This window comes from Streptomyces sp. NPDC102258 (assembly GCF_055584685.1).
In genome coordinates, this window is sequence record NZ_JBVJLO010000003.1 from 349,000 (window position 1) to 371,828 (window position 22,829).

Sequence of the window (22,829 nt, forward strand, 5' to 3'; positions counted from 1 at the left end):
TTCGAGTCCAGTCGGGGGAGCAGGAAAGAAGAGGGCCCGGGCGGGTCCTCTTTCTTTTTGCCCTGATCCGGGAACCGGGCAGCCTTCGGCGCGGTCTCTCTGAACAGGCGAAGCCGATCATGCGGGGCATCCGAGGCAGGAGATCGTATGAGCGGCTATGCTGCGGCAGACGGCGCGCACACATGTACGCGCCACGCCGTAAAGGGGCGGTAGCTCAGCCGGTTAGAGCAGCGGACTCATAATCCGTCGGCCGTGGGTTCGAGTCCCACCCGCCCCACCACACACCGGGTGTGCAGAAACGATCTGACCAGCATCTTTGCTGGCAGCGTGGGTCACTTCGGTGATCCTGGCGGCCCCTCGGGGCCGCCTTTCGCGTTCCAAAGTCGCTGCGGGGACACAGCGGGGACGCAGGGGCGGTTACACGGGGACAGACGTCACCCGGCGTCCACTCAAGCTGGTCGGGTGCTCGTCAGGAAGCGGCGTACCGGCTCGTCGCGGCCGCTCACCGCAGTGCGGTCGATCACAAGGCGAACCAGCGTCATGGTCTTCTTCTGGTCGTCCGGGATCTGGTCCGCGAGGCTCTCGGTCCGGATGACCTCGTACCCCTGCTCTGCGCAATGGGTCCGGAGCCACGCCTCGGCCGTCTCCGCCGCGCGCTCAGCCGCTTGGACCTCCGCATGAATCTGCCCCAAGACTTCACCGCCGGCAGCAGCTTGAACGCCGATCGCCCACAGCGCCCCCTGGCCCTGGCTGGCAGCGTGGGCGAACAGCACCGCCACGTCCTGGGCGAAGGCGCTGTCCGGGATCGCGAGGGCCTTCTTGACCGTGTAGGTGAGCTCGCCGCCGCGAGGCACGACTGCGACCGTCGACTCAGCTTCGGCCCGGAACAGTTCAGGCAGGACGCTGGTATAGGTGTCCGACGTGATCTGTCGCGAGCTGTGGCCGAGGCGTTCCTGGACCACCTTGATGTCGTTGTTGGCGAGCAGGGCGAGGCTGGCCGAGAGGTGGCGCAGGTCGTGCAGGCGGACCGGAGGTAGGCCGGACAACTCGACCAGCCGCTTGAACCTGCGGCTGATCCAGTCGGGGTGGAGCTCGGCGCCGTTTTCCATGGTGAAGAAGCGACCCGACTCGACCCACGCCTCTTCGCCTTCCCACTCGGCGCGCTCGCGCTCCTGATTGGCGAGGTGCGTGGCAAGGACGCGCCCGGAGTGGGCGCTGATGCTCATGGTGCGGACGCTGTCGGCCTTCGGTTCTTCGCCGTAGACGCGGTATGCGACCTCGACGAGCTGTGCCGAGATTCGCATCCACAGATCGGTCAGGCTCACCTCCTCCGGGGGCAGGGCAGCCATCTCGCCGCGGCGCGGGCCGAGGAAGGTGAACGTGTCCCACAGGGCGTACAGGCGGTCGTCCGCCACGAAGTCCAGGAAGCTACCGGCTTGCTCGGGAGTCCAGACCATCACCGGGCCAGGCTTCTCGCCTGTGCGTCGCCAGTGCTCGACGCGCTCGGGGGTCCACACCAGCGGCTTCGGCCGCTTGACGGTGGGCAGCTCGATGAGTGATGCCCAGTTGGTCTGGTATTCGAGCCGCTTGATCCCGCTGTTGAGGAACGAGCTCAGGGTGGCGTTGATGCGGTGGAGCGTCGCGGGCCCGGTGATCTGCCGCAGGCCCCGCCGTCCCTTCCGCAGGGCATCGTTGGCGTCGAGGTAGGCCGTGCGAGCTCGGCGGCGCTCCTCACCCTTTCCGGAGGCGCGTATCCAGGCTGCCTTTGCGGCGTCGCGCGCCTTGGTGAGCTCTACGACTCTGCCGTGGTGGAGGAGGCGTTCGGCGTTCTCCTTCTTGATGGCGGCGTACATCGCTTCGACGTGCCGGGCGTGGAGATCCTTGCGCTTGATATGCCCGAGGTGGGGCATCAGGTAGAGCCGGATGTGCGCCTCGTAGCCATGTGAGGTGGTGCGGGCGAGGCTTCCTTTCCGCTCCACCCAGGCGGTGAGGTCCTCTCCCACGGTGGCCGAGCTCAGGACGTCTGTTCCGCCCTCGGCCTTCTTCAGCTCCTTCTTGGCCTCTACCTTGGCGTCGTCCTGAGTCTTGAACCCGCCGCGGCGGAGTCGCCGGCGCTTGCCGTTCTCGCCGGGCTCCAGCTCAAAGTAGAAGTACCAGGTGGAGTGGCCCTTCTGCTTGAGCTTGGGGCAGGTGGCTCCGACCTCCTTCATCTTCGGCGTGCCGTCGCTCAGGAGTACCGGCGCGCCGGCCGCGTCGAGGACCGGAACCTTGCACGCGCACCTCCTGGAATAGCTGATTTCGGTCATGTAGCTCTCCCCCTGCTGATGTGGCTCGTGTGCTGATCGTTGCCGACCTGTGAGATATATTGCCCCAACACTGGAGTGTTGGAGTATTCTTATGTCTACGTTGGCGCGGGGGAGAACGCGACGGCGAGATGACAGTGAAAGAGAGTTCGGCAACCGGGTCCGCGTCTGCGGGGATGACCATGAAGGAGCTGCTGGCGCTTCCGCCGACGGTGAACGTGTCGACGGCGGCTCGGGCGCTGGGTATCGGTGTGCACAAGGCGTATGCCTTGATCAGGTCAGGCGACTTCCCCGTGAAGACGCTGCCGCTCGGTGGTACGACGCGAGTGCCAGCTGCCGCCTTGTGGCGTGAGCTGGGTGTTGAACCGCCGGGCCGCTAGCTGCGGCAGCGGTCGTCGATCTTGAGGCGGAACGTGCCATTGGTACGGACCGTGTCCTAGGATCGGCCCGCCACGGGGGAGAACGAAAGAGATCGGACGGAACCGCATGCCACGGCTCTACGGATTCGAGGACAACTCGCGGCGCCGCCTCCGCGAAGACGAGGTCGGGCCGCTGCGAGAGATGGCCAGCCGCGCTCTTCTCGATCCTCCACAGTCCGACGGAGATATCGCCGTGTGGGCCAACTCGCAGGGCTACCGGGGGACCCTAGGGGGGGAGTGGAAGGATGCGAGCGTCGGTCGTCTCCTCAAGAACCCCGCCATTGCCGGGCTGAGGCGCGACGAGAACGGCGAGCTGGTCGACGCCGGCCATCCCGGGGTCATCACCCCTGAAGAGTTCAAAGCCCTAGAAGACCGCCACGCCAAACGGAAGAGGGCAACGCCTGACGCCCCCTACTCCTATCTCCTCGCGGGAGACGTAGGGGGCATCGCTTCGTGTGGCAAGTGCAAGCAGCGTCTGACCGGAGCTCGCAACAACACGGGGAGCCCTGGGTACCGCTGCCGCCCGAAGGACAAGCAGGGCGTGGGCGGATGTGGGGAGGTCCGTGTGAACGCGGAGCTCCTGGAGACCTACGTCGCCGAATACCTCGTGGCCGAACTGATGAAGCCGGACGTGCGAGCGAGCATCGAGGCCGCGCAGGAGGCCGCGCGGGTGCAGGTCGAGGACCTCAAGAACACGATCGTCGAGCTGGAGGAACGGGGGCGCGAGATAGGCGAGCTGTACGGCCGTCGACAGATTGGCCGTGACGCCTTCCTTGCCGCCCAGAACGCTGCGACCGACGAGCTTAAGGTCAACCGAACTCGCCTCCGGTTCGCGGAGCAGATGGTGCGTTTCAAGCTGGGTGACGCCCGGGACCTCGTGCAGTGGTGGAACACGGCCCCGCACGCCTCCAAGCAGGCCATCACCTTGCTGCTCTTGGAGGGCGTGCGGGTGTTCCCGGCCAGCGCGAAGGGTGTGCGAACGATCGAGCCCGGCCGCGTGGTGCTGGACTGGCGGAAGGGCCGAGCTGTCACGTCGTGACCTGATCGACCTTCCGCTGAGTGAGTCGTCTGCCGACCATAGCCATCGTGAGGCCTGTGATCAGAGCCACGGTTGCCAGGCCGGCCAGCAGGGGGGAGATGATCTCCTCGTACCGGAGGGGCCAGGGGTGGCGGAGGTAATGCAGCACCAGGTACGAGCCCTTGCTGATCGCGTAGGCGACGCCGAGGGCCGCCGCGGCCGCCGAGGTGGCGAGACCTCGCGCCGTCCAGGTGTGGCTGCGTCGAGACGCAGACAGGGCCATGCCGGAACACAGGAAGGCGATCTCGCCGCACGTGATGGCGACATAGGCGAGGTAGACCAGGAGGTAGACGGTCACGCCAGGTTCCGTCGCGAAGGCGGTGGTGAACTCCATCGCGGATCCGGTGGTCGCGATGAACAACGGCAGCATCGCGGCCAGCACAACGATCCCCAGGGCAATCCGCGCGTAGAGGCTGGCCTTGAGCACCTCTTGGTTGTACGACCAGTCCACCAGCATCAGCTGGAGGCTCCCGCACCACAACACGGCGCAAATATGCGCCCCGAGCTTGGCGGAGTTGTTCATGCCGGACAGATCCTCAAGCATCCCCTCCACCGCCGGCACGGCCAAGAGGACGCCGACCGTGCAGACACCGAAGGCGACGGCGCGTGCGGCGCGTGCGATTCGGTACTCGCTCCGGTCGCGTAGTCGCCACGCATCTCGGGCGGAGTACCACGTTCCCACAATCCCGACCAGAGTGCATATGCCAAAGACGATGCCATCCATGATGGTCCTTCAGAGTCCTTCCAAATCGGAGACGGCCCGTTCGGCAGCCTCGGTAAACGACAGACGGCGACGCCGGCCGGGTCGCGGCGGCTCCACCATGGGCGGCAGCTCCGGCACCTCCGGGATGTTGGTGTCGGTCTTGCCGTGTCGTCTTCGGATCGCGAGCGCGGCCTCCAGCAGCTCCGCGGCTCCCTCTTCCCCCAGGTCGTGGATGAGCCGGAGTGCCTCCCGGGCGTCCGCTTGCGCTTCGTAGACCTCCAAGGAGGTCAGGCCGTTGTACCCGGGAAGGAAGAAAGCTACCGGAGCATCGAATGCACGTGCGAGTCCGAGGAGCTGCGATGTCTTCGGGTCGCGCTTCTCGTCATTCAGGAGGTCGTTGATGACTTGATAGGTCATCGCCGGCTTGCCGCCTGTGGTTGCTGAGGTGGCCTTCTCCAGGGTTCGCACGCTGGGTCTCTGGCCGGTTCGGTCGACTATCCGGCGTAGCAGTAATGCCAGCTTGCTAGCCAGTGTGGCGTCGGGGCCGGAGGCCATAGGCAGAGGTCCTTCGTGGCGGGCCGCCCGAGCGGCCGCAGTGCGGGTAGGGGCAGGGGCGTGGCTGATTCCCGCCACGCCAGGGTCAATTGGAGCCAGGTCTTCCGGCCTATTGTCTATGTTCATTGACAATAGGTCACTCTCCGAAGCAGGATCGTTTTCGATCCGTTGGATCATGATGCTAGAGCTGCGGACGTGCCCGCAGCTCTGGGCTGCGGCGGTGCTCGCGCACTGATGTACTTCGAGGTGTGCCGCGTACATAGGTGTGTCGGGATCTATGTCCCGCCATGGAAAGAGGGGGAGGCGAACATGCGACACAGAGGGGTGCGGCGTGGCGGTCCAACTGGAGAGGGTGCTCGCGCGACTGGGGGAGTCGCGCAACGAGGCGTTCGTGGACCTCGGCGGCGACGCGGCGCATGACCTGCTGGCCGCCCTTGCGATCGTTGCCCCCTCGGCGGTTCCCCGCCGGCCGCCGGAGCCGCCCAACGTCGACCTCGGCGCGAGTTGGAGAGTGGAGTAGTGCGGAGCCCGGCGTGACCTTCTGGTAGCGCCGGGCCTTTTGACGTGCTGAAACTTCCAGGCGTATGTGGACCCACCTCAAAAATGCATATAGAATAGAAACAGAAGGGGCGGGGAAGAAACCTCACTCCGAACGACCTCTTGGAGAATCGGATGGGTACCAAGACCGCCAGCCTGAAGCTCGCTCAGATCCACCGCAACGAGGGCCAGCCCCGCGAGCACTTCGACGAGGTCGAGCTCAAGGAGCTGGCCGACTCGATCAATGAGCACGGCCTCCTCCAGCCGATCGTCGTCCGCAAGCGCGAGGCCGGCGGCTACGAGATCGTCGCCGGTGAGCGCCGATTCCGGGCCCACGAGATCGCGGGCAAGATCACCATCCCCGCCATGATCATCACCGGCAACGACGGCGAGGCCATCGGCGACGCGGCCGCCTTCGAGAAGGCCATGGTCGAGAACATCAACCGGGCCGACATGCTGCCGCTCGAAGAGGCCAAGGGCTTCAACAAGCTCCTCGACATGCAGGGCCCGGACGTAGACCCCAAGGACGCGGTCCAGATCGTCGCCAAGAAGGTCTCGAAGACGGTCCAGTACATCAACGCTCGTCTCGCCCTCCTCGGCCTGAGGTCCGAAGTTGCCGCCGCCGTCAACCTGGGCCACATCGGCACCCAGGCCGCCGTCCAGATCGCCGCGCTGACCAAGGACAACCAGAAGGGCATCTTCGAGAAGTGGAAGAAGGGTGAGATGACCGACAACCAGCTCGTCCACATCGCCTACGCCATGCGCAAGCAGGAGAAGGCGGCGACCCAGGACTCCATGGTCGAGGTCGAGGAGATGACCCCCGAGGAGAGGGCCGCGCGCACGAAGGAGACGACCAAGGCCAAGACGGCGCTCGACGAGATCGAGCGCCTGTGCGGTCTGCTGGAGGACATCTCGAAGACCGATGCCCAGCACCTGGCCAAGCTCCTGGCCGGGGAGGCCGGGCAGCGCCTGGAGCAGCTGGACCGGGCCGCGAAGCGTCTGGAGAAGGCGCGCTTCCAGGTCCGCCAGGCCGTCGCCCACGCGACCGCCAGCACGATCATCGTCAGCGCCGAGGCGGAGGCCCCGGACCTCGCCGCCGAGGCGGAGGCCCTGATCGCGGCCGCCGTCGGATCGGACGGCGACGCCGACGCGGGATCCGACGCCGAGCAGGAGCCGGAGGCCGACGCCGTCGGCGAGGTGGAGACGGGGACGGAGACGGCGATCGGCGACGCGGAGCCGACCGAGACCGCCGCCTGATCAACCAGTCCAGGGTGGGCGGCCTCGACGGCCGCCCACCCGCCCTTCCCCAAGGAGCCCGCAGTGATCAACGACATTCACAGGATGCGCAACGTCAACCTGCCTCTGTTCTCCACGGCAGCGGTCGGCAATGCCCTCCAGGAGTACGACCCGGCCGCCCAGGAGCTCGTCGCGCGCGCGGCCCGAGTCCTCAACTATGCGCGCGCCGGTCAGGGGGACGAAGCCGCTCAGAAGGCGGACGACCTCACCCGCGCCGCCACGGCCGAACTCCTGCGCGCGGCAGGGGGGTCCGTCTCCGTCCGGTTCGCGCTCATGGTCACGGCCCGTCTCGTCGAACTCGAAGCCGAGCTGATCCAGACGCGTGCCGCCGTCGACGGTGAGCGTGGGATCGAGGGCAGGTCGTGAAGATCGACACCGACGTGCTCGACGCCATCCGAAACGCCCGCTGCGCCGGACCGGCCCTGTACCTGGGCAGCCAGCTCGAGGACAGCCTCTACCAGCGTGTGAACCTCGCCCTCGCGGCGGTCGGCGGGAAGTGGAACCGATGGAAGTGCGGTCACTTCTTTCCCGTCAATGCGGCCGACGCCGTCGCCGGCCTGCTTGCCGAAGGGGAGGTGACAACCGACGCGGAGCGCGGCTACTGCCCCACGCCGCCGGCGCTCGTGGACGAGATCCTGGACCTTGCCGACATCCAGGCAGGGCAGGAGGTCCTCGAACCGTCGGCCGGTACGGGCGCCATGGCCGAACGGATCGCTGACCGTGGCGGGGTAGTCGACTGCGTCGAGCTTGACCCCGGCCGCGCGGAGGCGATCCGAAGCCGGGGCTATGCCAGGGAGGTGACCGTCGCGGACTTCCTCACCCTGCCGGTGTCCGCGCGCTACGACCGGGTGGTCATGAACCCGCCGTTCGCCAAGCAGGTCGATATCCACCATGTGCAACGCGCGCTGAGGTGGGTCCGCCCCGAGGGACTGCTCGTAGCGATCATGTTCGCCGGCCTGACCTTCCGGACCAACGCGCTGGCTGCGGACTTCCGCAGCCGGGTGCGCGAGGCTCACGGCACCATCCAGCCGCTTCCGGATCACTGGTTCAGAGGCGTCCGCACCGTCGTGACCGTGATCCCAGTGCGCCCGCAGTCGCCCGCGCCGCCCGGGCGCCGGATTGGGGAGGTGGCGAGGGCGGAGCAGAAGGCATCTCAGGAAGGCCTTTTCTGACATCGAAAGATAGATACCAACACTGAGAAGTGTTAGTGTCTACTTGCTGGTCGGCGGTACGAGGACGTCGGCCAGCGACGCCGTGGCATGCGGCAACTCCTCGGTGCCTGGCGGGTGGCCAACCCCCCGCGCCCTGCCCGCCAGGCACCGGCCTCGCTCCGAAGCGAGACCGGAAAGCTGCCCTCCGCCACCTCACGACCGTGGTGAATCCGCCCCCAACCGGGCGGATTCCGCGTACAAGGAGCGTCACGTGAACGACGGTCCCGTCGATCCGGACTTTCGCGGCCACCCTGCGGACTACCCCCTTTACCTTCGCCTTCTCGCCGAACGGGACCGGCTCCCCGCGAGGCTCAGGCACCCGAAGCCCGATCCGGAAGGGCCGCGAAACCTGGCCGCCCTCGATGAAGCCATCAGCAGCCGACCAAGGAAGCGAGCGTCATGAACGACCAGCAGCAGCTTGCCAGCACGACTGACCACACGCCGCCCGTATCGGGCGCCGTCTGGTGCAAGGCCTGCGACTCCTGGTGCCTGCCTTCCGGGATCTGCCGCTGCAACAATCGCTGAAGTGGGGGCCGGCTCCTTCTGGAGTCGGCCCCGTTCGCGGTTACCGCTCCCGGCTTGCCACCAGTAGGGTCCTTGTCCACGCCGTCAGCTGCTGGACCATCAGCTGCGTCTTCGGGTGGCCTGATGGCAGGAACGGTAGAAGGAGTAGAGCCGGAACGAATGCGATCGTCACAACCGTGAGGGGGACCAGGGTGGCGACGACGATGAGCGCCCGTTGCGCCCAGCGTGCTGGTGCGATCAATGCTGACCAGCTACTTGGCATTGAGGTGTGCCTCCAGTCGAATCTCCTGCAAGTCGTCCTGACTGTCGGAGTGAGCGGCTAGGTTGCGGAAGCGGCAACGCGTTGCCAGCAGTGAGTCAACGGTGGGAGGTGGCGGGGCCATGGGAGAAGTAGCGCCTACGCAGGGCACCTCCGGGCAGGTTGCTCGTGGCGTGCACCCTGAAGTTGCAGCCCTGGGCAACGTGTTGACGGAGATGTTCAACAGGCTTGGTGTATCCCAAGCGGCCTATGCCCGCCGTGTTCACCTGGACAAGTCCGTCGTGTCGCGCTACCTGAGCGGAAAGCGGCTTGCGACGCAGGAGTTCATTGACCGCCTGATCCATGAGGTGGAGGAAACGGCAGGCGCGTCAGTGCAGGAGCACGCCAAGGACGTCATGCGCAGGCAGCGCCTCTCTGCCCTTCAAGCCGTTGACCCCGCCGAGTACGAGCTGGAGTCGCTTCGCGGCGATCTTGCGCTTTCTAAGAGGGAGTGCGCGCGTGCTCTGCGGCAGGTAGACGGGCTCCATCGTCTACTTGATGAAAAGGAACGAGAAGTTCGGGACTTGGAGGTCGACCTCAGTCAGCTCCAGCTGGACTGGGCGGATCAGCAACGAGTCGTGGCGCAGGAGCTGGATAATGCCCGGAATCAGCAGGAGGGATTCGCGGCTACTGCACGGCTTCTAATGGAGGAAATTGCGGAGCTGAAAGCGCAGTTGGAGGCGGCTCGGCGGCTGCACCGAGAGGCCGAGTCTCGCTGTGATGGGCTAAGGACAGACGTCCTGAGCCTGGAAGAAGAGCTTGCCACCCGGCAGCCGGCTGCTCAAGAGATTCCAATCGGTGACTTCATCCTGCAAGTCTCTTCCATGCTGGATGCTGGCCTAGCCGTCGAGGCCAGCAGGGATTTGACGGAAGCTGCCTGGGCCCGCCCGCTGGCAGACGTGATGGAGCTGTTTCGCTGGCTGACTGACATCGATCATCCCGCGGGTAGGCAGTTTGCTTCTGATGTCTCCAGGTTCCGCACCCTAGATGAGGTGGTTTCCTTCGGTGTTTTTGTGGCTGGAGTGAACCCCAGCCTTGCGCAGCGAGTGTCAGACTCTATCTCTCCCCGAGTCAACGCCAACAACATCAAGCATATTTGTGCGCAGTGGCGAGATATTCCGATTGGAGTCGACTCGGGTAACGTCGTGCTGGCGGATTCGGTGTTGGATTATGCGGTTCGAGATGAACTCCCCGATGCGAGGAGAGTGATCTCCCTGCTGGCATCGGTTGGACCTGAGGGGCAGTTCCCCTTCAGTCTTCACACAGTCCGGACCCTCGCGGAAACCACCGTGTGGATTGACGGCTCATGGCCGGACATCGTGCTGGGTCTGATCCGCATGGGCTGGAGTGAGCTGGCGGCGGGACTGCTCGCAGCAATTTGTCGCCGTCCATCGAGACGTGATGGCTGGTTCTCTGCGAGCCTTTCCGTGTTGGAACACTATGCTCTTGCGCGACTGCTCCAGTTTGCCGCATCAGTAACCAGTCGTGCGGTTGATACGGATGTTGAGACCTGGCCGGTAGAGCCGGTCTGCCTCACGTTCGGTGACTGTCTCATGGATGAGGCAATGAGAAGTGGGGACTTCTCCCTGACTGACAAGTTCCTTGAAGCCGTATCACGGTTCGGCTCGATCGATGTGCTCACAACAGCTGGGACCGGTGCTCTGCTGTTCGATCGATACCTCAAGCTAGAGGCATCTTGAACTAGGCTGCCCTGGTAGGGCGCGGGGAACGGCCTACACAAGGGACGTCCGTGAACACCACGCCCCCCAACATCCCCGACGACCTGCTCCCCCTCGCGGTGCCCGTCACCGACCTCACGCCGTTCCACCGCAACCCCCGGAACGGCGACGTCGCCTCCATCCGCGAATCGCTGACGGTCAACGGCCAGTACAAGGCCATCGTCGTCAACCGGGGCACCCGCACCGGGCGCCCCAGCGAGATCCTCGCCGGCAACCACACCTTCCAGGCCGCCGTCGAACTCGGGTGGGAGACCATCGCGGCCACATGGGTCGACGTCGACGACGAAGCCGCCACGCGCATCGTCGTCGTCGACAACCGAACCTCGGACCTCGCCGGCTACGACTCGACCCTGCTCGCGGAGATCCTCGAGGAACTCCCGGACCTCCAGGGCACGGGCTACGACCAGACGGCCCTCGACGAACTCCTCGACCACTCCCTGCCCGCAGTCCTTCCCGCCGAGACCATCGCCAGCGAAGGGGACAAGATCAAGGACGAGCACCTCCAGTGGGGCTTCATCCAGTGGGGCACCACCCGCGTCCAGATCACCGCGGACGAGGTCGAACGCCTCAACACGACCCACACCGCGTACTACGAGCGACGCGGCACCGACTCCGGCTTCGGCCACTACCTCCTCGACAGCGGCGCCGCCGCCGACGACGACCCGGAGGCCGCTGATGCCTGAGTTCGTCGCCGACTTCCCCCTGGCCGGACTCAAGCCCGCCCCCTACAACCCGCGGCGCCTGTCCCAGAACGCCTTCGAGCGACTCAAGCAGAGCCTGGCCCTGTTCGGCTGCGTCAAGCCGGTCATCGTCAACGGCAACGGCATTCTCATCGCCGGCCACCAGCGAACCAAGAGCCTCAAGGCCAACGGAGAACAGACCGTGCCTGCCCTGCTGCTGGGCAAGCACGTGACCACTCACGACGAGGTCCAGTTCAACCTCCTGCACAACTCTGTGGAAACCGACGGCTCTCGGGTCCGCGCCCCGGCCGCAGCTGACGACGTTCACGGGTGGGAGTGGATCGAGCCCCAGGACATCGCCGTCGTGGGGCGCGGCAACCCGGCCATCCAGGAGGAGATCCGCCGCCTCGTCACGCGATACGGGCCTTGGGGTTCGATCGTCGCCGACTCCGCCGGCCGCGTCATCCTCAACAACGACTACGCCGTCGTGGGCCATGACCTGAAATACCCGGTGCTGTGCTACCGCGTATCGGTGCAGGAGGCCGACGAACTCATCGAATGGCTGGAGGGCGACTACGGCGTCTACGACTACACCCAGCTCGGCATCAAGGCGTACAACCAGCACTGGTGCCAAATGCACCGCCTCGGCGGTGATGAAGGGGACTCCCACAAGTCCACCACCTACGAACGCTACGTGCTGCCCGAGATCAAGGGGGGACAGCGCATCGTCGACTTCGGGGCCGGCGAGGCGGCGTACATCAGGCGCCTCAAGGAGCAGGGATACGCCGCCCACTGGTACGAGCCCCACGTGAAAGCCTCCGGAAAGAAGAACGCGCTCGACATCGCGGCGACCGTGTCCCACATCCGGGACCTTCAGCGAGACGTCCAGGCCCACGGGCTCTACGACGTCGTCGTCCTCGACAGCGTCCTGAACTCTGTCACCTCGCTGGAGTTCGAAGGGCACGTCATCGCCACCTGCAACTCGCTGCTCGACGCATCGGGCACCTTCTACACCGGCACCCGCTCCCTCGGATCCGTCGAACGCAAGCTCGCCGGCCGCAAGCACCGGAACAACGGGAACTACCGGCGGGCCCTTGAGTTCCTGGACGAGAACGGCTTTGCTGCGACGTTCCGCAGCGGAGTGTGGACCATGCAGAAATTCCACACCCCAGAGACACTGCGCGCTCTGCTGTCTCGGTACTTCGCGGACGTGGAGATCCTGGGTAACCCCAACGGCGGGAACATCTACGCACGCTGTCGCCGGCCGCTCCCCATTGCTCCCGTCGTCCGTCGCGAGTCTCTCGAAGTCGAGTTCAACATGGAGTACCCGCAGGGATACAGGCACAACCGGCACAAGCCGCTCGTGCAGACCTTGCTTGACATGTGTGAGCGCCAAAATGCATAAATCGGAATTCCCTCCAATTCCTATATAATTAGAGGGTGAATGTTTCATTTCTGAGGGGGAAATTCGGTGAAGCCGCCGACAATTCGAATTGAGCGCGGGCAGAGGCTGTATCACTACCTGTGGCTCAAGTACGTCACGGGTATCGACCTCACCCAGCACTGCGCCCGCTCCCTGCACGGCCCCTACAGCCGGGATGTGCAACAGGACAGCCCGCAGGACCTTACCGTCACCCTCGACGCAAACCGGTACGCCATCGCCTACTACCTGTGCGGCGTCACCACCAGCCCCTACCGATGGGAGGACAACCCGCACCTCGCCTTCGAGCGCGCCCCCGGCTATCACGTCGAGATCCAGGTCAAGGACCTCAAGGTCACCCTCACGGACGCCAGGCCGCTCCCGTTCACCGACAAGCACATCCCGCCCGACGACCCCAACGCCGGCAACAGGCAGTACGCCACCTGCCGGAACTGGCAGTTCGCCCACCACCTGCGCGCCGCCGGCGTCGTGACGATCCCAGGCGAGCGCCCACGCGGCCTCGGAACCGGCAGCGTCCCCGGACAGATGACGCTGATGTAGATGGGCGGTCAGCGCCGGCCGAGTGGATATCAGGTCGGCGCTGGCTGGAGCCGCAGGCTCAGTGATCCGGTTCGCGCCCGGATTCGTCTTGGTCACCGTCACCGTCAGGCGTCCGGTCCCCTCGCCACCTATCAGCCACGTCCCGAGCCGCGTCAATCAGTGACCCGCACTGACCCACGATCGATACGAGAAGGACCAGGCAAAGGGAAACGACCTCGCTCCATTGCAGGACCATGGTCTTAGCTGAATCCGCCGACATCGGCTCTCCTCAAAACGGGGCCGTGCCGAGCACTCGAATACGCCGATGCACCCGGACGACCACATGGGTGATCGACCGAGTTCCATCCGACGCTGAAACCGTTACTGCTCTGCTGCGTAACCAACTGTGGCCACGGGGAGCGTTGGAACGGAGCCGCTATGCTCATCACGGGTCACTCACCGTTTGAACAGGCATTTCGTCGGAATGCGCCGCCCACACGGATTGCGACTGGCTGACGCAGGCACTGCCCGGCCAACACGAATCTCCACGCACGAAGCTAGCAGCCGCCTACCCGCGTCGTCCCGGCTTTCGCTCAGGAACCAACTGACCGGCGTCTGGACGGCCGCACGAAGTGCGATCATGGCGGTGGGCGTGGGGGCGCACCTAGCTGTGGAGGAGCCCCGCGGTGGGACGCCCTGATAAAGCCGCGCGTGCGGCCATCGCGCGCCGCCGCTCGGACGCCATCGACCTACGCCTCGCAGGCGTCGACTGGCTGTCCATCGCCAGAAAGCTGGCAGCTGACCCGGCCGTGAACGCCGACGGGGTCGCATACCCCCAGGGCTACGGGATCGAGCGGTACCGCAAGGGCCAGGAGCCCCCCGACGAGCAGGCGCTGATTCACGCCGCCTGCCGAGACGTCCGCAAGGCCCTCGACGACCGCCGCACCGAACTGAACCACGACGCCGATGAGATGCGCGCCCTGGAGGCTGACCGTCTCGACCGGCTGTTCCTCGTCGCCTACCGGAAGGTCGTCCGCGACCAGGACCTCACCGCCATTGACCGTGCTCTGCGCGTCATGGAGCGGCGCGCACGGCTGCTCGGGCTCGACATGCCCACCAGGACCGAACTCGCCGGCCCGGAAGGCGGGCCCGTCCAGGTTGCGACAGCCACGACAGACGAACTCGCCGCGCTGATCGACCTCACCGACCAGGCCGATAGCTGATGAGTAGCCGAGACCGCGAGGCCGTTCTCGCGCAGTACGGCACACTGCCCACCGAGCAGCGTCGCGCCATCGCCGCCCAAGCTTCGCCCGAACTCCGCGCCCAGCTCGTCGTCGTGGAGAAACGTCTCGCCATGGACCGCTCCCCGGGCGCATTGGCCGCCGTCCTGACCGACGGCCGAGAGATGCAGGCACCCCACCTCGATCTCATCGACAAGGCGTTCATCGACATGGCCGAAGGCCGCCTCGACCGCGTCATGCTCACCATGCCCCCGCGGCACGGCAAGAGCCGTCGAACCAGCCGGTGGGCACCGCTGTGGTACCTCAGGCGAAACCCCGGCCACCGCATGATGATCGCGAGCTACAGCGCCGACCTCGCCGACGATCACGGCCGCTGGATCCGCGACGCGATCCTCACCTGGGGCGAAGACCTCGGCATCCACCTCAAGCCCGGCAGCCAGGCCGCCAACCGCTTCGACATCGTCGGCGGCGAGGGCGGCCTACTCGCCGCCGGCATCGGCGGTGGCCTCACCGGCCGCGGCGCCCACATCGCCATCGTCGACGACCCGGTCAAGGACATGGCCGACGCGGACTCGCCCACCATGCGCAAGCGCGCATGGGACTGGTGGACCTCCGTCCTCCAGACCCGCATCGAGCCCACCGGCGCGATCTGCGTCATCCAAACCCGCTGGCACGAAGACGACCTCTCCGGCCGGATCCTGGCGTCCGAACGCGACGCCTGGCACGTCATCGACCTGCCCGCGCTCGCCGACAGCCCCGACGACCCCCTCGGCCGCCCGCTCGGCGAGCCGCTGTGGCCCTCCCGCTTCGATGCCGCCCACCACGCCAAGACGCGAAAGCGCGTGGGCGAGCGCGTCTGGGGCGCCCTCTACATGCAGAAGCCTCGCCCGCCCGAGGGAGGAGTCTGGAAGCGTCCGTGGATCGACGCCGCCCGGCTCAACGCCGTCCAGTTCTCCGGACTCGACATGGCGCGCATCGTCGTAGCCGTCGACCCCGCCGGCGGCGACTCCACCGTGAACGACGAGACCGGCATCATCGGCCTCGGCCGCGACTTCGACCGGCACCTGTACGTGCTGGCCGACCGGTCCGGAGCACTCGGCGCCAACGACTGGGGCCTCGCCGCCTGCCGTCTTGCCCTGGAACTTAAAGCTGACGCCCTCGTGGTCGAGTCCAACTACGGCGGCGACATGGCCAAACAAGTACTCAGGCAGGCGTGGGAGCAGCTCCGCGCCGACGGGCTCACCAAGGGCCTCCTGATGCCCATGGTCCTGGAGGTCACGGCCAAGGTCGGCAAGCGCCTCCGAGCCGCCCCCGTCGCCCAGCTCTACGAACAGGGACTCGTCCACCACGTCGGCGAGTACCCCGAGCTTGAGGACCAGATGGTCACCTGGGTCGAAGGTATGGACAGCCCAGACCGCATGGACGCCGCAGTGCACGGCCTCACCGAGCTCGCCGACCCGGACCAGCTGGACGTCATCGTCAACGGAACCGACGACCGCCGCTTCGACGGCCGACGGTAACCGCTGAACACGTCCACACCCCTGTGGACGGCGACACGGAAACGGCCCCATGGGGAAACGGCCCCTTGTAGCCTCGCGATCATGCAGATACGCGTCGCAGCGATGCAAGCGACGGCCGCAGTGATTGCCCTAGTCGGAGTTTCAGTGCGCGGACTAGCGCGACGTGTGGAGGGAGAGAGTATCCGCCTGCCGAAGCGGCTCCCCGGCCGCGTCCGGATGGGAGACGATCGACCCATGGATCTCCAAGGAATCGGTGCAGTCGCGGCTGCGGGCGTCACCCTGGCCACTATCCCCGTGCTCCTCATCACCGGCCGGTGGCAGACCCGTGCCGCCGTGCAGGCGGCGCAGGAAGGGGGGCGTGCCGGGTTCGCGCAGGCGCAGGCGACGTACAACTCTGCGCTGGATGCAGTGAATGCCCAGGCATCTGCCGCCCATGCCCAGTGGCGTCGCGGTATCCAGCGAGATGCCTACGCCTCGTTTCTGCTGGCCGCTCAGCGAATTGCTGAGGCAGGAGACCAACTCATGGTGGAAACGACTGACGAAGCAGCGGCAGTGCGTACAGAAGAGCTCGACAGGGCCAGGTCAGCTCTACGAGCCGCCGCGCAAATCGTCACGCTGGAGGGTCCGGACAGCGTAGATGGCGCCGCCCACACCATCCTCGCTTGCAGCCTCTCCTTCGCGAACATGCACGAAAGCGATGCAGCGATGAACCGGCTTCGACAGCGGCTTTTCACCATGTCCGAGCAAAGCGGGCGCGGTATGCGCGACCAGGCCAGGAGGCTTCTCACGGCCGGCGCGCAGCTCCAGACCGCCATAGCCGAGAACCCGCATCCAAACCCGGGCATCGACGACTACCGGTATACCCCGGAGATCATGCCCCCCGCCGTGGCGGACGCTGCCGCTGAGGCCCGCGCCGCTCTTTCCGCGTTTCCAGACGAAACTTTCAGTGCCGAGGAGCGGAACACCCTCAGCAAGATGCAGTTCCGCGGCCCCTTCATGGCTCAAACCCGATACGCGAGGAAGCGACGAGAACTGGAAGAGGCTCACGTGGCATTTCTTCGCGCGGCACGGGCGGAACTCGGTGCAACAAGCAGTCACGTCTAGGAGCTGTCCGGTCGATCATGTCCGCTGTGGCCAGGCGTAACGCGGGTTGCGGTCGATCGTTGTGCCGAGGCGGAGGCCGCTACGCCGTAACCTGAACGGGCGGGCGTGGGGGCCGACCGCCTGGAGAAGCCGCTGTGGGCCTGCGCACGCTGATCACCGACGTCTGGAGCTGGCTGGACTACAAGCCGGTCATGGCCGACCCACGTCGGCCCGGCCGCAACGCCTGGTCGGAGCTCACTTCTTCATGGGTCCCGGATGAGGACCTGCGGCGCCTCTCCGCCTACCGGATGCTGTCCGCCTACGACTCCAACCAGGCTGGCCAGGTCGCCGCGATCACCGGAGACGACGCCGCTGGCGACGAGCGGCGGGAACTGGGCGACGCCAGCAAACTCATCGACACCGCACTGGGCTACCTGCTCGGCTCAGAGCAGACGATCACCGTGCCCGGCGCCGAACAGCGCGGCGCCGAGGCCGGCTACGGACAGGCCGAGGCCGCCGCGGTCCAGGAACGCCTGCGAGCGTGGGCCGAGACAGAGCTCCTGCCGCTACGCCTCCAGCAAGCTGAACGGACCGCGATCCTCCTCGGGGACGCTGTGTACTCCCTCGCGTGGGACCCCGCCAAGAACCGGGTACTTCTTCGCACATGGGACCCCGGCCTCTACTTCCCGGAGTGGCCGGACGACGAACAGGACGCAGGCGAGTTCCCCACCCGGGTCCACCTTGCCTGGGAGATCCCCGAGGACGTACGCCGCGGCACCAAGGCCAGGCTGCGCCGGATCACCTACGAGATCGCACCCATCACGCCGGCCAGCCGCCCCGCCACGTCCCCAAACGGCGCCCGCTTCCGCGAGCCCATCATCGACGAAGGCGGAAACGCGCTGCTCGTCCCTGGAGACGCCCAGGACCCCACCACGGGCGTCATCACCCGCACGTACCCCTGGTCGACAGGCAGGCCGTCCCCGTACACCTGCTACCTGACCGACGCCGAATGGGACCTCGACGACCTCAACCACTCCGACCTGCTGTACGACCTGCCCTTGCACAAGGCGACCTTCCGGGTCCGCGCAGACGGCGTAGTCCTCCACCAGCTCGACCTCCAGGTCGACTTCATCCCCTTGATCCACATCACCAACAACATCCCCCACTCCGGTGACCACTGGGGCAAGCCCACGCTGGCGACCGTCCTCCAAGCCCTCGATGAACTCTCCGCCACCGACACGGACTCCTCGGCCGCCAGCGCCACCACCGGCTCCCCAATCATCGGACTCGCCGGAGCCCGGCTCCCCATCGACCGCAGCACCGGCCAACCCCTGCCAGTGAAGGTCCGCGCCGGCACCGTCTGGCAGCTCAACGACGGCGGCCGCATGGACGTCCTCGACACCAGCGCGCAGCTCGCCGAGCTTCGCTCCCGCGTCGACCACGTCCTCGACCGCATCGCCGCGAACAGCCGCCTCACATCTGCCGGGTTGGGCACGCTCGATCCCACCGCCTTGCCCTCCGGCTACGCCCTCCAGCTCGCCCTCGGTCCACTCGACTCGCTCGTGGCAGCGATGCGGCTGGCACGGGCCCACAAGTACGTGATCCTGCTGCGCATGGTCCAGCGACTCCACCAGGCCGGCCAGGCGCCCGGCTGGCCAGCGGGCGAATCAGTACCTGCCCAACTCGCTTGGGGCCCCCACACTCCAACCGATCGGGCGGCTGTCCTGGAGGAGGTCGTTAAGGGAGTGGGCGCCGGTGTGCTGTCGCTGGAGACCGGCGTGCGGATGCTCCAGGACGCTGGCTACCCTATCGACGACGCGCAGCACGAGATCGAGCTCATTCAGGCGAGGGGCTTCGACGCGGCCGCGCGACTGGCGGACGCCACCAACGACAACGCAGCGGTGCGCGCCTACCTCGGCCTGCCGAACGCGGGTCCGGAAACGGTGAGGGTCCCCCTGCCCGGGGAGCGGTTTCAGTGATCGGCGAGGACGCCGCCGTCTGGCCGATCGCTGGCTCCTGGCGCAGCCACCGTGCCAGCATTGACAGATGAGTTGTTCGTGGTCGCCTCCCTCGAGAACGCGGCCGCCCCCGAGGCTCGCCAAGCCGCACTCCGCACCGGCGCCTGGACCACACCCCCACTAGCCAGAGAGAATGCGCCATGGCCGTCTCCAAGCGCCTCCGGTACGAAGTCCTCCGCCGGGACAACCACACCTGCCGTTACTGCGGCGCCACGGCGCCCGATGTCCCGTTGCGCGTCGACCACGTAACCCCTGTCGCGCTCGGCGGCACCGACACCCCCGACAACCTCGTCACGAGCTGCGAGCCCTGCAACAGCGGGAAGAGCTCCGCCACCGTTGACAGCGCCCTGGTCCAGAACGTCGCTGACGACGCCCTACGTTGGGCGGCTGCCATGCAGCAGGCTGCCGACAACCTTCTCGAACAGGAACAGCCCAAGCTCGAATATCGCGCCGCCTTCCTGAAAGAGTGGAACCGCTGGGGGTACGGCGAAGGCGATGACCGCAAAGCCATCGAGCTCCCTGGTGACTGGAAGTCCAGCGTCGAACGCTTTCGAGCCGCGGGACTGCCGGTTTGGGTCTGGGGCGAGATCATCGACACCGCCATGGGCTACGACAAGGTTCTCGACGCCAACAAGTTCAAGTACTGCTGTGGTATTGCGTGGAACAAGGTCAACGCCCTACAAGAAGGTGCCCGGCGGATCGTCGGGGCCAGCCCGCCGCAGGCTAATCTCACCGTGCGGCAAGCGGTGCTTGAGGCAGCGTTCGCGGTCTGGCACTGCGGTTCGACCGACAATGGAGAAGCGCCGACGCCTCAGCAGGTCAAGGAATTTCTTGGAGAGTTGGAAGGCCTCTCGGAGGAGGATCTGTCCGAGCCTGACCGGGTCGTCCAAGCAGCGCAGTATGCCACCTACTTCGGGATGACCAGCCTTGCCGAAGCGCGGCGGGATATGGACTGCGATGAGGTCGCCCGTGCATGGAACACCTCGTGGCCGTCTACGTGGGTCCCGGGCGATGAAGAGTGGGGCGGGAAGATCGTAGGAGGCCCGTCGGACGAACAGCGAAGGTGGGTCATGGAGCAGGTCGACAAGCTCCTCGACGCCCAGATATACGTGCCTCGTCTTGTGAAGGCGGCCAGTCACGCCGGGTCGCATAAGTCGGCCCGGATCTACCACGGACTGTCCGACTCCGAGCTTGAGGTGACGGGGGTTAGTGGTTGGCGCTCGAAGGCTGCTGAGCTGTGGCGCGTCGCGTACACAGCGTCGGGCAACGTCGAGCCGACAAAGGAGGAGACTGCCAGCTTCTTCCAAAATCTCCGACGCGCCGTGTCGCTCGGTGAGTTCTATGTGGCTGACATCTACCAGGCGGCATCCGCTGCTGGCTGCTATCAGGATCCGGACATTGTCCCCTGCCTTACGCAGCACCTTTCGGTGTTTGAGGCGGCGGCCCTTCCCTTCGGCCGTAAGGGCTGATGCGGATCTGTAAGTCTCGCGCGTCTTGTCCACCACGAGATCGACCACCTCCACGGCTGCCTCTACGAAGACCGGATGCGGGACGGCGTCACCCCCCATCTCGGTGGCCGAGTACCGCCAGACCGGTTCCGCCTGGAGCTACTAACGGCAAAGCGGCGCGACCACGTCGGACCGGCCAGGTCACCCCTCGCCGATGCTGTCAAAGCCGCTGAGGAGGGGTTCCAGTTCGTGGGCGGCACCACACAGCGCACACAGGCGCGTACCCGGCCGCTCGGCTTGATCAAGCGCCTGCTGCCAGGTCAGAGCCGCCCGGTCACGGGGAGCGTCAGGGCAGTCGACCGCGTGAATGACGGCACGGTCGGGGCCGCGCTGGCGCAGCGGCTCCACGACCCAACCGGGTGGTCGCCGGGGGCCGAGCTGCCGTTCCACGGAGTCCGGCGCTGGCAGAGGGTAAGCGGGGACAGCCGCGTACACCTCCGGGTCGATGCCGTCGATGGGCTGGGCGTGGCCGGGAGCGTCCACCCACATGCGGGTGGACGCCGTGGTCATGACGCCGTCCTCGTCGCAGACCCACAGCTCGAAGGAGACGAGGTACACCCATCCGCCTGGCAGCTGCCGCCGTTCCCACAGCAACCCTGTGGCCTCGCCCTGGGGGAGCAGGATCTGCACCGGGGGCGGGGCGAAGCCCGCGGCTTGGTCGTTTTGCGGGGCCGGCGTCGCGGTTCCCGGGCGTGGGGCTGCCACGGGGAACGCCTCCTTACGCGGCCGGCACCCACAGGCGGGTGCGGGCCTGGCGGCGAAGTTCAACTATGCCCGTCGGGGATGCGCCGGGCGTGGTCCAGAACGGGTGGCCGTACAGACAGCGGAGGGCCTCCACGAGCTCGCGCCGCAGCAGAGCGGTGGGGGCGGTCGGAGGCTGCTGTGCGAGGGCCTCGTAGGCCAGGATCACCCGGACCTGGGCCTGCACAAGATCGGGTGAGAAGGTCGGTCGCGCCATAGCTGCATTAGGCCATCTGTTCGATTTTGGGTGCAAGTCGGGCCCGCCTCTTGTGCCGTCGAAGTTCGATCGTTCCTGGTCAGGGGGTGAGGCGGGTGGGGTGTTGGGGGATCCTTGCGGGCCGTACCCGGTCGTGAGCGGCGAGCGGGCCTTGGAGTCATCGGGGCTTTCGGGACGTATCGGGGGACATCGACGGCGGATTTCGGTCGTTCTTTGAGGCTGGTGTGTCACGAGGGGCCACTTTGATTACTGTGTGCGGTTGGTTCGCTACTTTGGGTATGCGCCTGGAGGCTAGGGAAAAGCGGCAGAGCCTGTTGAACGACGCCGGGCACTGATCTCAGGCACGACGCCAGGACGCGACAGACCGGGACGATCCAGGGCTGCTGCCCCAGGTGGTCCTGAGTCGAGGATCGCGGTCGAGGTGTCACGAGTACCTTCGAGACCCGCCGCAGGGGCGACTAGCCTCGCCGGCATGGACACGAACCCCCTCGCAGATTTCGAGGTAGACCCCGCAGCTGGTGCGATAGAGGTCGCTCAGTACATGGTGCAGGTATGGGCTGAGGGCGTGATTCGGCAAGCTGGGCGCGCGCAGGCCGTCCGCAAGATGGCTGCGACAGACGACCGCAACTACGACCGGGGCGGGGACTGGAGCCCTGACGAGGACCAGCTCGCTACCAACTTCCGCATCCAGTGGGCGGAGGAGCACATGCTTGTGTGGTCCGCGTACCAGCTGGAGCAGTGGCGTGGTCGGCTGGCGAGGGAGCGGGGAGAGGCGGCGCCTCCGGAGAACCGGGACCTCAAGCTCGTACGCGATGCGCTGGAGCACCTCAGCGAAGCACGCCTGGAGGACTTCGCAGCTCTGCCTCCCGCAGAGAAGGGATTCCAGGGCAGGGCGCTCCGAGAATTCCCCGACAGGATGCTGGCGGTATCGCTCGGCGGTACGAAGCTCTTCGAGCTCCTCGACCCGGACCGGGTGCACGAGGAGGCGCTCAAGGTTGTGAAGTCGATCGAGGCCGAGCTCAATGACCGGGCGAAGGACGCGTACGAGCAGCTGATGTACGACGAACGAGAGGTCGGTGACTGCTGACGTGTGAGCGGGGACGTCAGCGACGGCCGGTGGGAGCGGGGCGAGCTTACGACCCCGTTCGGCGCACTCCTACTGGTGGAGTGGGTTACTGATGGGCGGCCCCGCCCCCG

Annotated in this window: 22 protein-coding genes and 2 tRNA genes (1 of these 24 running past the window's edge); 19 read left to right on the forward strand and 5 right to left on the reverse strand. The window is 66.4% G+C overall.

All coding sequences use genetic code 11. From position 1 onward, the window contains the following. Nucleotides 1-20 (forward strand) — tRNA-Asn (locus tag ACZ6ZT_RS07180); it begins 153 nt to the left of the window's first position. Between the two features lie 183 nt (nt 21-203). Next, nucleotides 204-280, forward strand: a tRNA-Ile gene (locus ACZ6ZT_RS07185). Between the two features lie 169 nt (nt 281-449). On the opposite strand, the gene ACZ6ZT_RS07190 is transcribed toward ACZ6ZT_RS07185, so the two are convergent. Beyond that, on the reverse strand, nt 450-2,306 hold the full coding sequence (locus ACZ6ZT_RS07190) for a tyrosine-type recombinase/integrase (RefSeq protein ID WP_469716318.1): 1,857 nt from the start codon (nt 2,304-2,306) through the stop codon (nt 450-452). 179 nt (nt 2,307-2,485) lie between these two features. Here ACZ6ZT_RS07190 and ACZ6ZT_RS07195 point away from each other — a divergent pair, with 179 nt between their 5' ends. Further along, the gene (locus ACZ6ZT_RS07195; RefSeq protein ID WP_469716319.1) at nt 2,486-2,683 is read left to right on the forward strand and encodes a helix-turn-helix domain-containing protein; all 198 of its coding nucleotides are present in this window, start codon (nt 2,486-2,488) and stop codon (nt 2,681-2,683) included. 106 nt (nt 2,684-2,789) lie between these two features. Beyond that, nucleotides 2,790-3,761, forward strand: coding sequence for a recombinase family protein (locus ACZ6ZT_RS07200; protein WP_469716321.1), 972 nt, complete (start codon nt 2,790-2,792; stop codon nt 3,759-3,761). Here ACZ6ZT_RS07200 and ACZ6ZT_RS07205 read toward each other — a convergent pair. Both ACZ6ZT_RS07205 and ACZ6ZT_RS07210 read right to left on the reverse strand, forming a co-directional pair. Continuing rightward, nucleotides 3,751-4,524 (reverse strand): hypothetical protein, encoded by a 774-nt coding sequence (locus ACZ6ZT_RS07205; RefSeq protein ID WP_469716322.1) that lies wholly within the window; start codon nt 4,522-4,524, stop codon nt 3,751-3,753. The two genes, ACZ6ZT_RS07200 and ACZ6ZT_RS07205, sit on opposite strands and share 11 nt — an antisense overlap. A 9-nt stretch (nt 4,525-4,533) precedes the next feature. Then, on the reverse strand, nt 4,534-4,971 hold the full coding sequence (locus ACZ6ZT_RS07210) for a hypothetical protein (protein WP_469716324.1): 438 nt from the start codon (nt 4,969-4,971) through the stop codon (nt 4,534-4,536). Nucleotides 4,972-5,389: 418 nt separating this feature from the next. Between ACZ6ZT_RS07210 and ACZ6ZT_RS07215 the strand changes: the two genes are divergently transcribed. The 14 genes from ACZ6ZT_RS07215 (at nt 5,390) to ACZ6ZT_RS07280 (ending at nt 20,635) form a co-directional block, all read left to right on the forward strand. Beyond that, on the forward strand, nt 5,390-5,578 hold the full coding sequence (locus ACZ6ZT_RS07215; protein WP_469716325.1) for a hypothetical protein: 189 nt from the start codon (nt 5,390-5,392) through the stop codon (nt 5,576-5,578). A gap of 152 nt (nt 5,579-5,730) precedes the next feature. Further along, the gene (locus ACZ6ZT_RS07220) at nt 5,731-6,852 is read left to right on the forward strand and encodes a ParB/RepB/Spo0J family partition protein (RefSeq protein WP_469716326.1); all 1,122 of its coding nucleotides are present in this window, start codon (nt 5,731-5,733) and stop codon (nt 6,850-6,852) included. 63 nt (nt 6,853-6,915) lie between these two features. Further along, nucleotides 6,916-7,257, forward strand: a complete 342-nt coding sequence (locus ACZ6ZT_RS07225) for a hypothetical protein (protein WP_469716328.1) — start codon at nt 6,916-6,918, stop codon at nt 7,255-7,257. Beyond that, nucleotides 7,254-8,063 (forward strand): hypothetical protein, encoded by an 810-nt coding sequence (locus tag ACZ6ZT_RS07230; protein ID WP_469716329.1) that lies wholly within the window; start codon nt 7,254-7,256, stop codon nt 8,061-8,063. The genes ACZ6ZT_RS07225 and ACZ6ZT_RS07230 overlap by 4 nt, the downstream gene beginning before the upstream one ends. A 438-nt stretch (nt 8,064-8,501) precedes the next feature. Then, nucleotides 8,502-8,627 (forward strand): hypothetical protein, encoded by a 126-nt coding sequence (locus ACZ6ZT_RS07235; protein WP_469716332.1) that lies wholly within the window; start codon nt 8,502-8,504, stop codon nt 8,625-8,627. A gap of 381 nt (nt 8,628-9,008) precedes the next feature. Continuing rightward, nucleotides 9,009-10,625, forward strand: a complete 1,617-nt coding sequence (locus ACZ6ZT_RS07240) for a hypothetical protein (RefSeq protein ID WP_469716334.1) — start codon at nt 9,009-9,011, stop codon at nt 10,623-10,625. A gap of 50 nt (nt 10,626-10,675) precedes the next feature. Next, nucleotides 10,676-11,347 carry a ParB/RepB/Spo0J family partition protein gene (locus tag ACZ6ZT_RS07245; RefSeq protein WP_469716336.1) on the forward strand — a complete coding sequence of 224 codons (672 nt, stop codon included), beginning with the start codon at nt 10,676-10,678 and terminating at the stop codon, nt 11,345-11,347. Then, on the forward strand, nt 11,340-12,749 hold the full coding sequence (locus ACZ6ZT_RS07250; protein WP_469716338.1) for a ParB N-terminal domain-containing protein: 1,410 nt from the start codon (nt 11,340-11,342) through the stop codon (nt 12,747-12,749). Before ACZ6ZT_RS07245 ends, ACZ6ZT_RS07250 begins: the two co-directional genes overlap by 8 nt. A gap of 66 nt (nt 12,750-12,815) precedes the next feature. Further along, nucleotides 12,816-13,325, forward strand: coding sequence for a hypothetical protein (locus ACZ6ZT_RS07255; RefSeq protein ID WP_469716340.1), 510 nt, complete (start codon nt 12,816-12,818; stop codon nt 13,323-13,325). A gap of 665 nt (nt 13,326-13,990) precedes the next feature. Beyond that, the gene (locus ACZ6ZT_RS07260; protein WP_469716342.1) at nt 13,991-14,527 is read left to right on the forward strand and encodes a hypothetical protein; all 537 of its coding nucleotides are present in this window, start codon (nt 13,991-13,993) and stop codon (nt 14,525-14,527) included. After that, nucleotides 14,527-16,065 carry a terminase large subunit domain-containing protein gene (locus ACZ6ZT_RS07265; protein WP_469716344.1) on the forward strand — a complete coding sequence of 513 codons (1,539 nt, stop codon included), beginning with the start codon at nt 14,527-14,529 and terminating at the stop codon, nt 16,063-16,065. Before ACZ6ZT_RS07260 ends, ACZ6ZT_RS07265 begins: the two co-directional genes overlap by 1 nt. Nucleotides 16,066-16,299: 234 nt before the next feature. Continuing rightward, a complete protein-coding gene (locus ACZ6ZT_RS07270) occupies nt 16,300-17,169 on the forward strand; it encodes a hypothetical protein (RefSeq protein ID WP_469716345.1) in 870 nt (289 codons plus the stop codon). 134 nt (nt 17,170-17,303) lie between these two features. After that, entirely contained in the window at nt 17,304-19,127 is a 1,824-nt protein-coding gene (locus ACZ6ZT_RS07275) for a hypothetical protein (protein ID WP_469716347.1), read from the forward strand. A 179-nt stretch (nt 19,128-19,306) separates the two neighbouring features. After that, complete coding sequence (locus ACZ6ZT_RS07280; RefSeq protein WP_469716348.1) at nt 19,307-20,635, forward strand: HNH endonuclease; 1,329 nt, start codon at nt 19,307-19,309, stop codon at nt 20,633-20,635. Between the two features lie 180 nt (nt 20,636-20,815). On the opposite strand, the gene ACZ6ZT_RS07285 is transcribed toward ACZ6ZT_RS07280, so the two are convergent. Continuing rightward, on the reverse strand, nt 20,816-21,379 hold the full coding sequence (locus tag ACZ6ZT_RS07285; protein WP_469716350.1) for a DUF6233 domain-containing protein: 564 nt from the start codon (nt 21,377-21,379) through the stop codon (nt 20,816-20,818). Between the two features lie 13 nt (nt 21,380-21,392). Further along, complete coding sequence (locus ACZ6ZT_RS07290) at nt 21,393-21,632, reverse strand: hypothetical protein (protein WP_469716352.1); 240 nt, start codon at nt 21,630-21,632, stop codon at nt 21,393-21,395. A gap of 472 nt (nt 21,633-22,104) precedes the next feature. Here ACZ6ZT_RS07290 and ACZ6ZT_RS07295 point away from each other — a divergent pair, with 472 nt between their 5' ends. Beyond that, nucleotides 22,105-22,719, forward strand: coding sequence for a hypothetical protein (locus ACZ6ZT_RS07295; RefSeq protein ID WP_469716354.1), 615 nt, complete (start codon nt 22,105-22,107; stop codon nt 22,717-22,719). Nucleotides 22,720-22,829 lie beyond the last annotated feature (110 nt).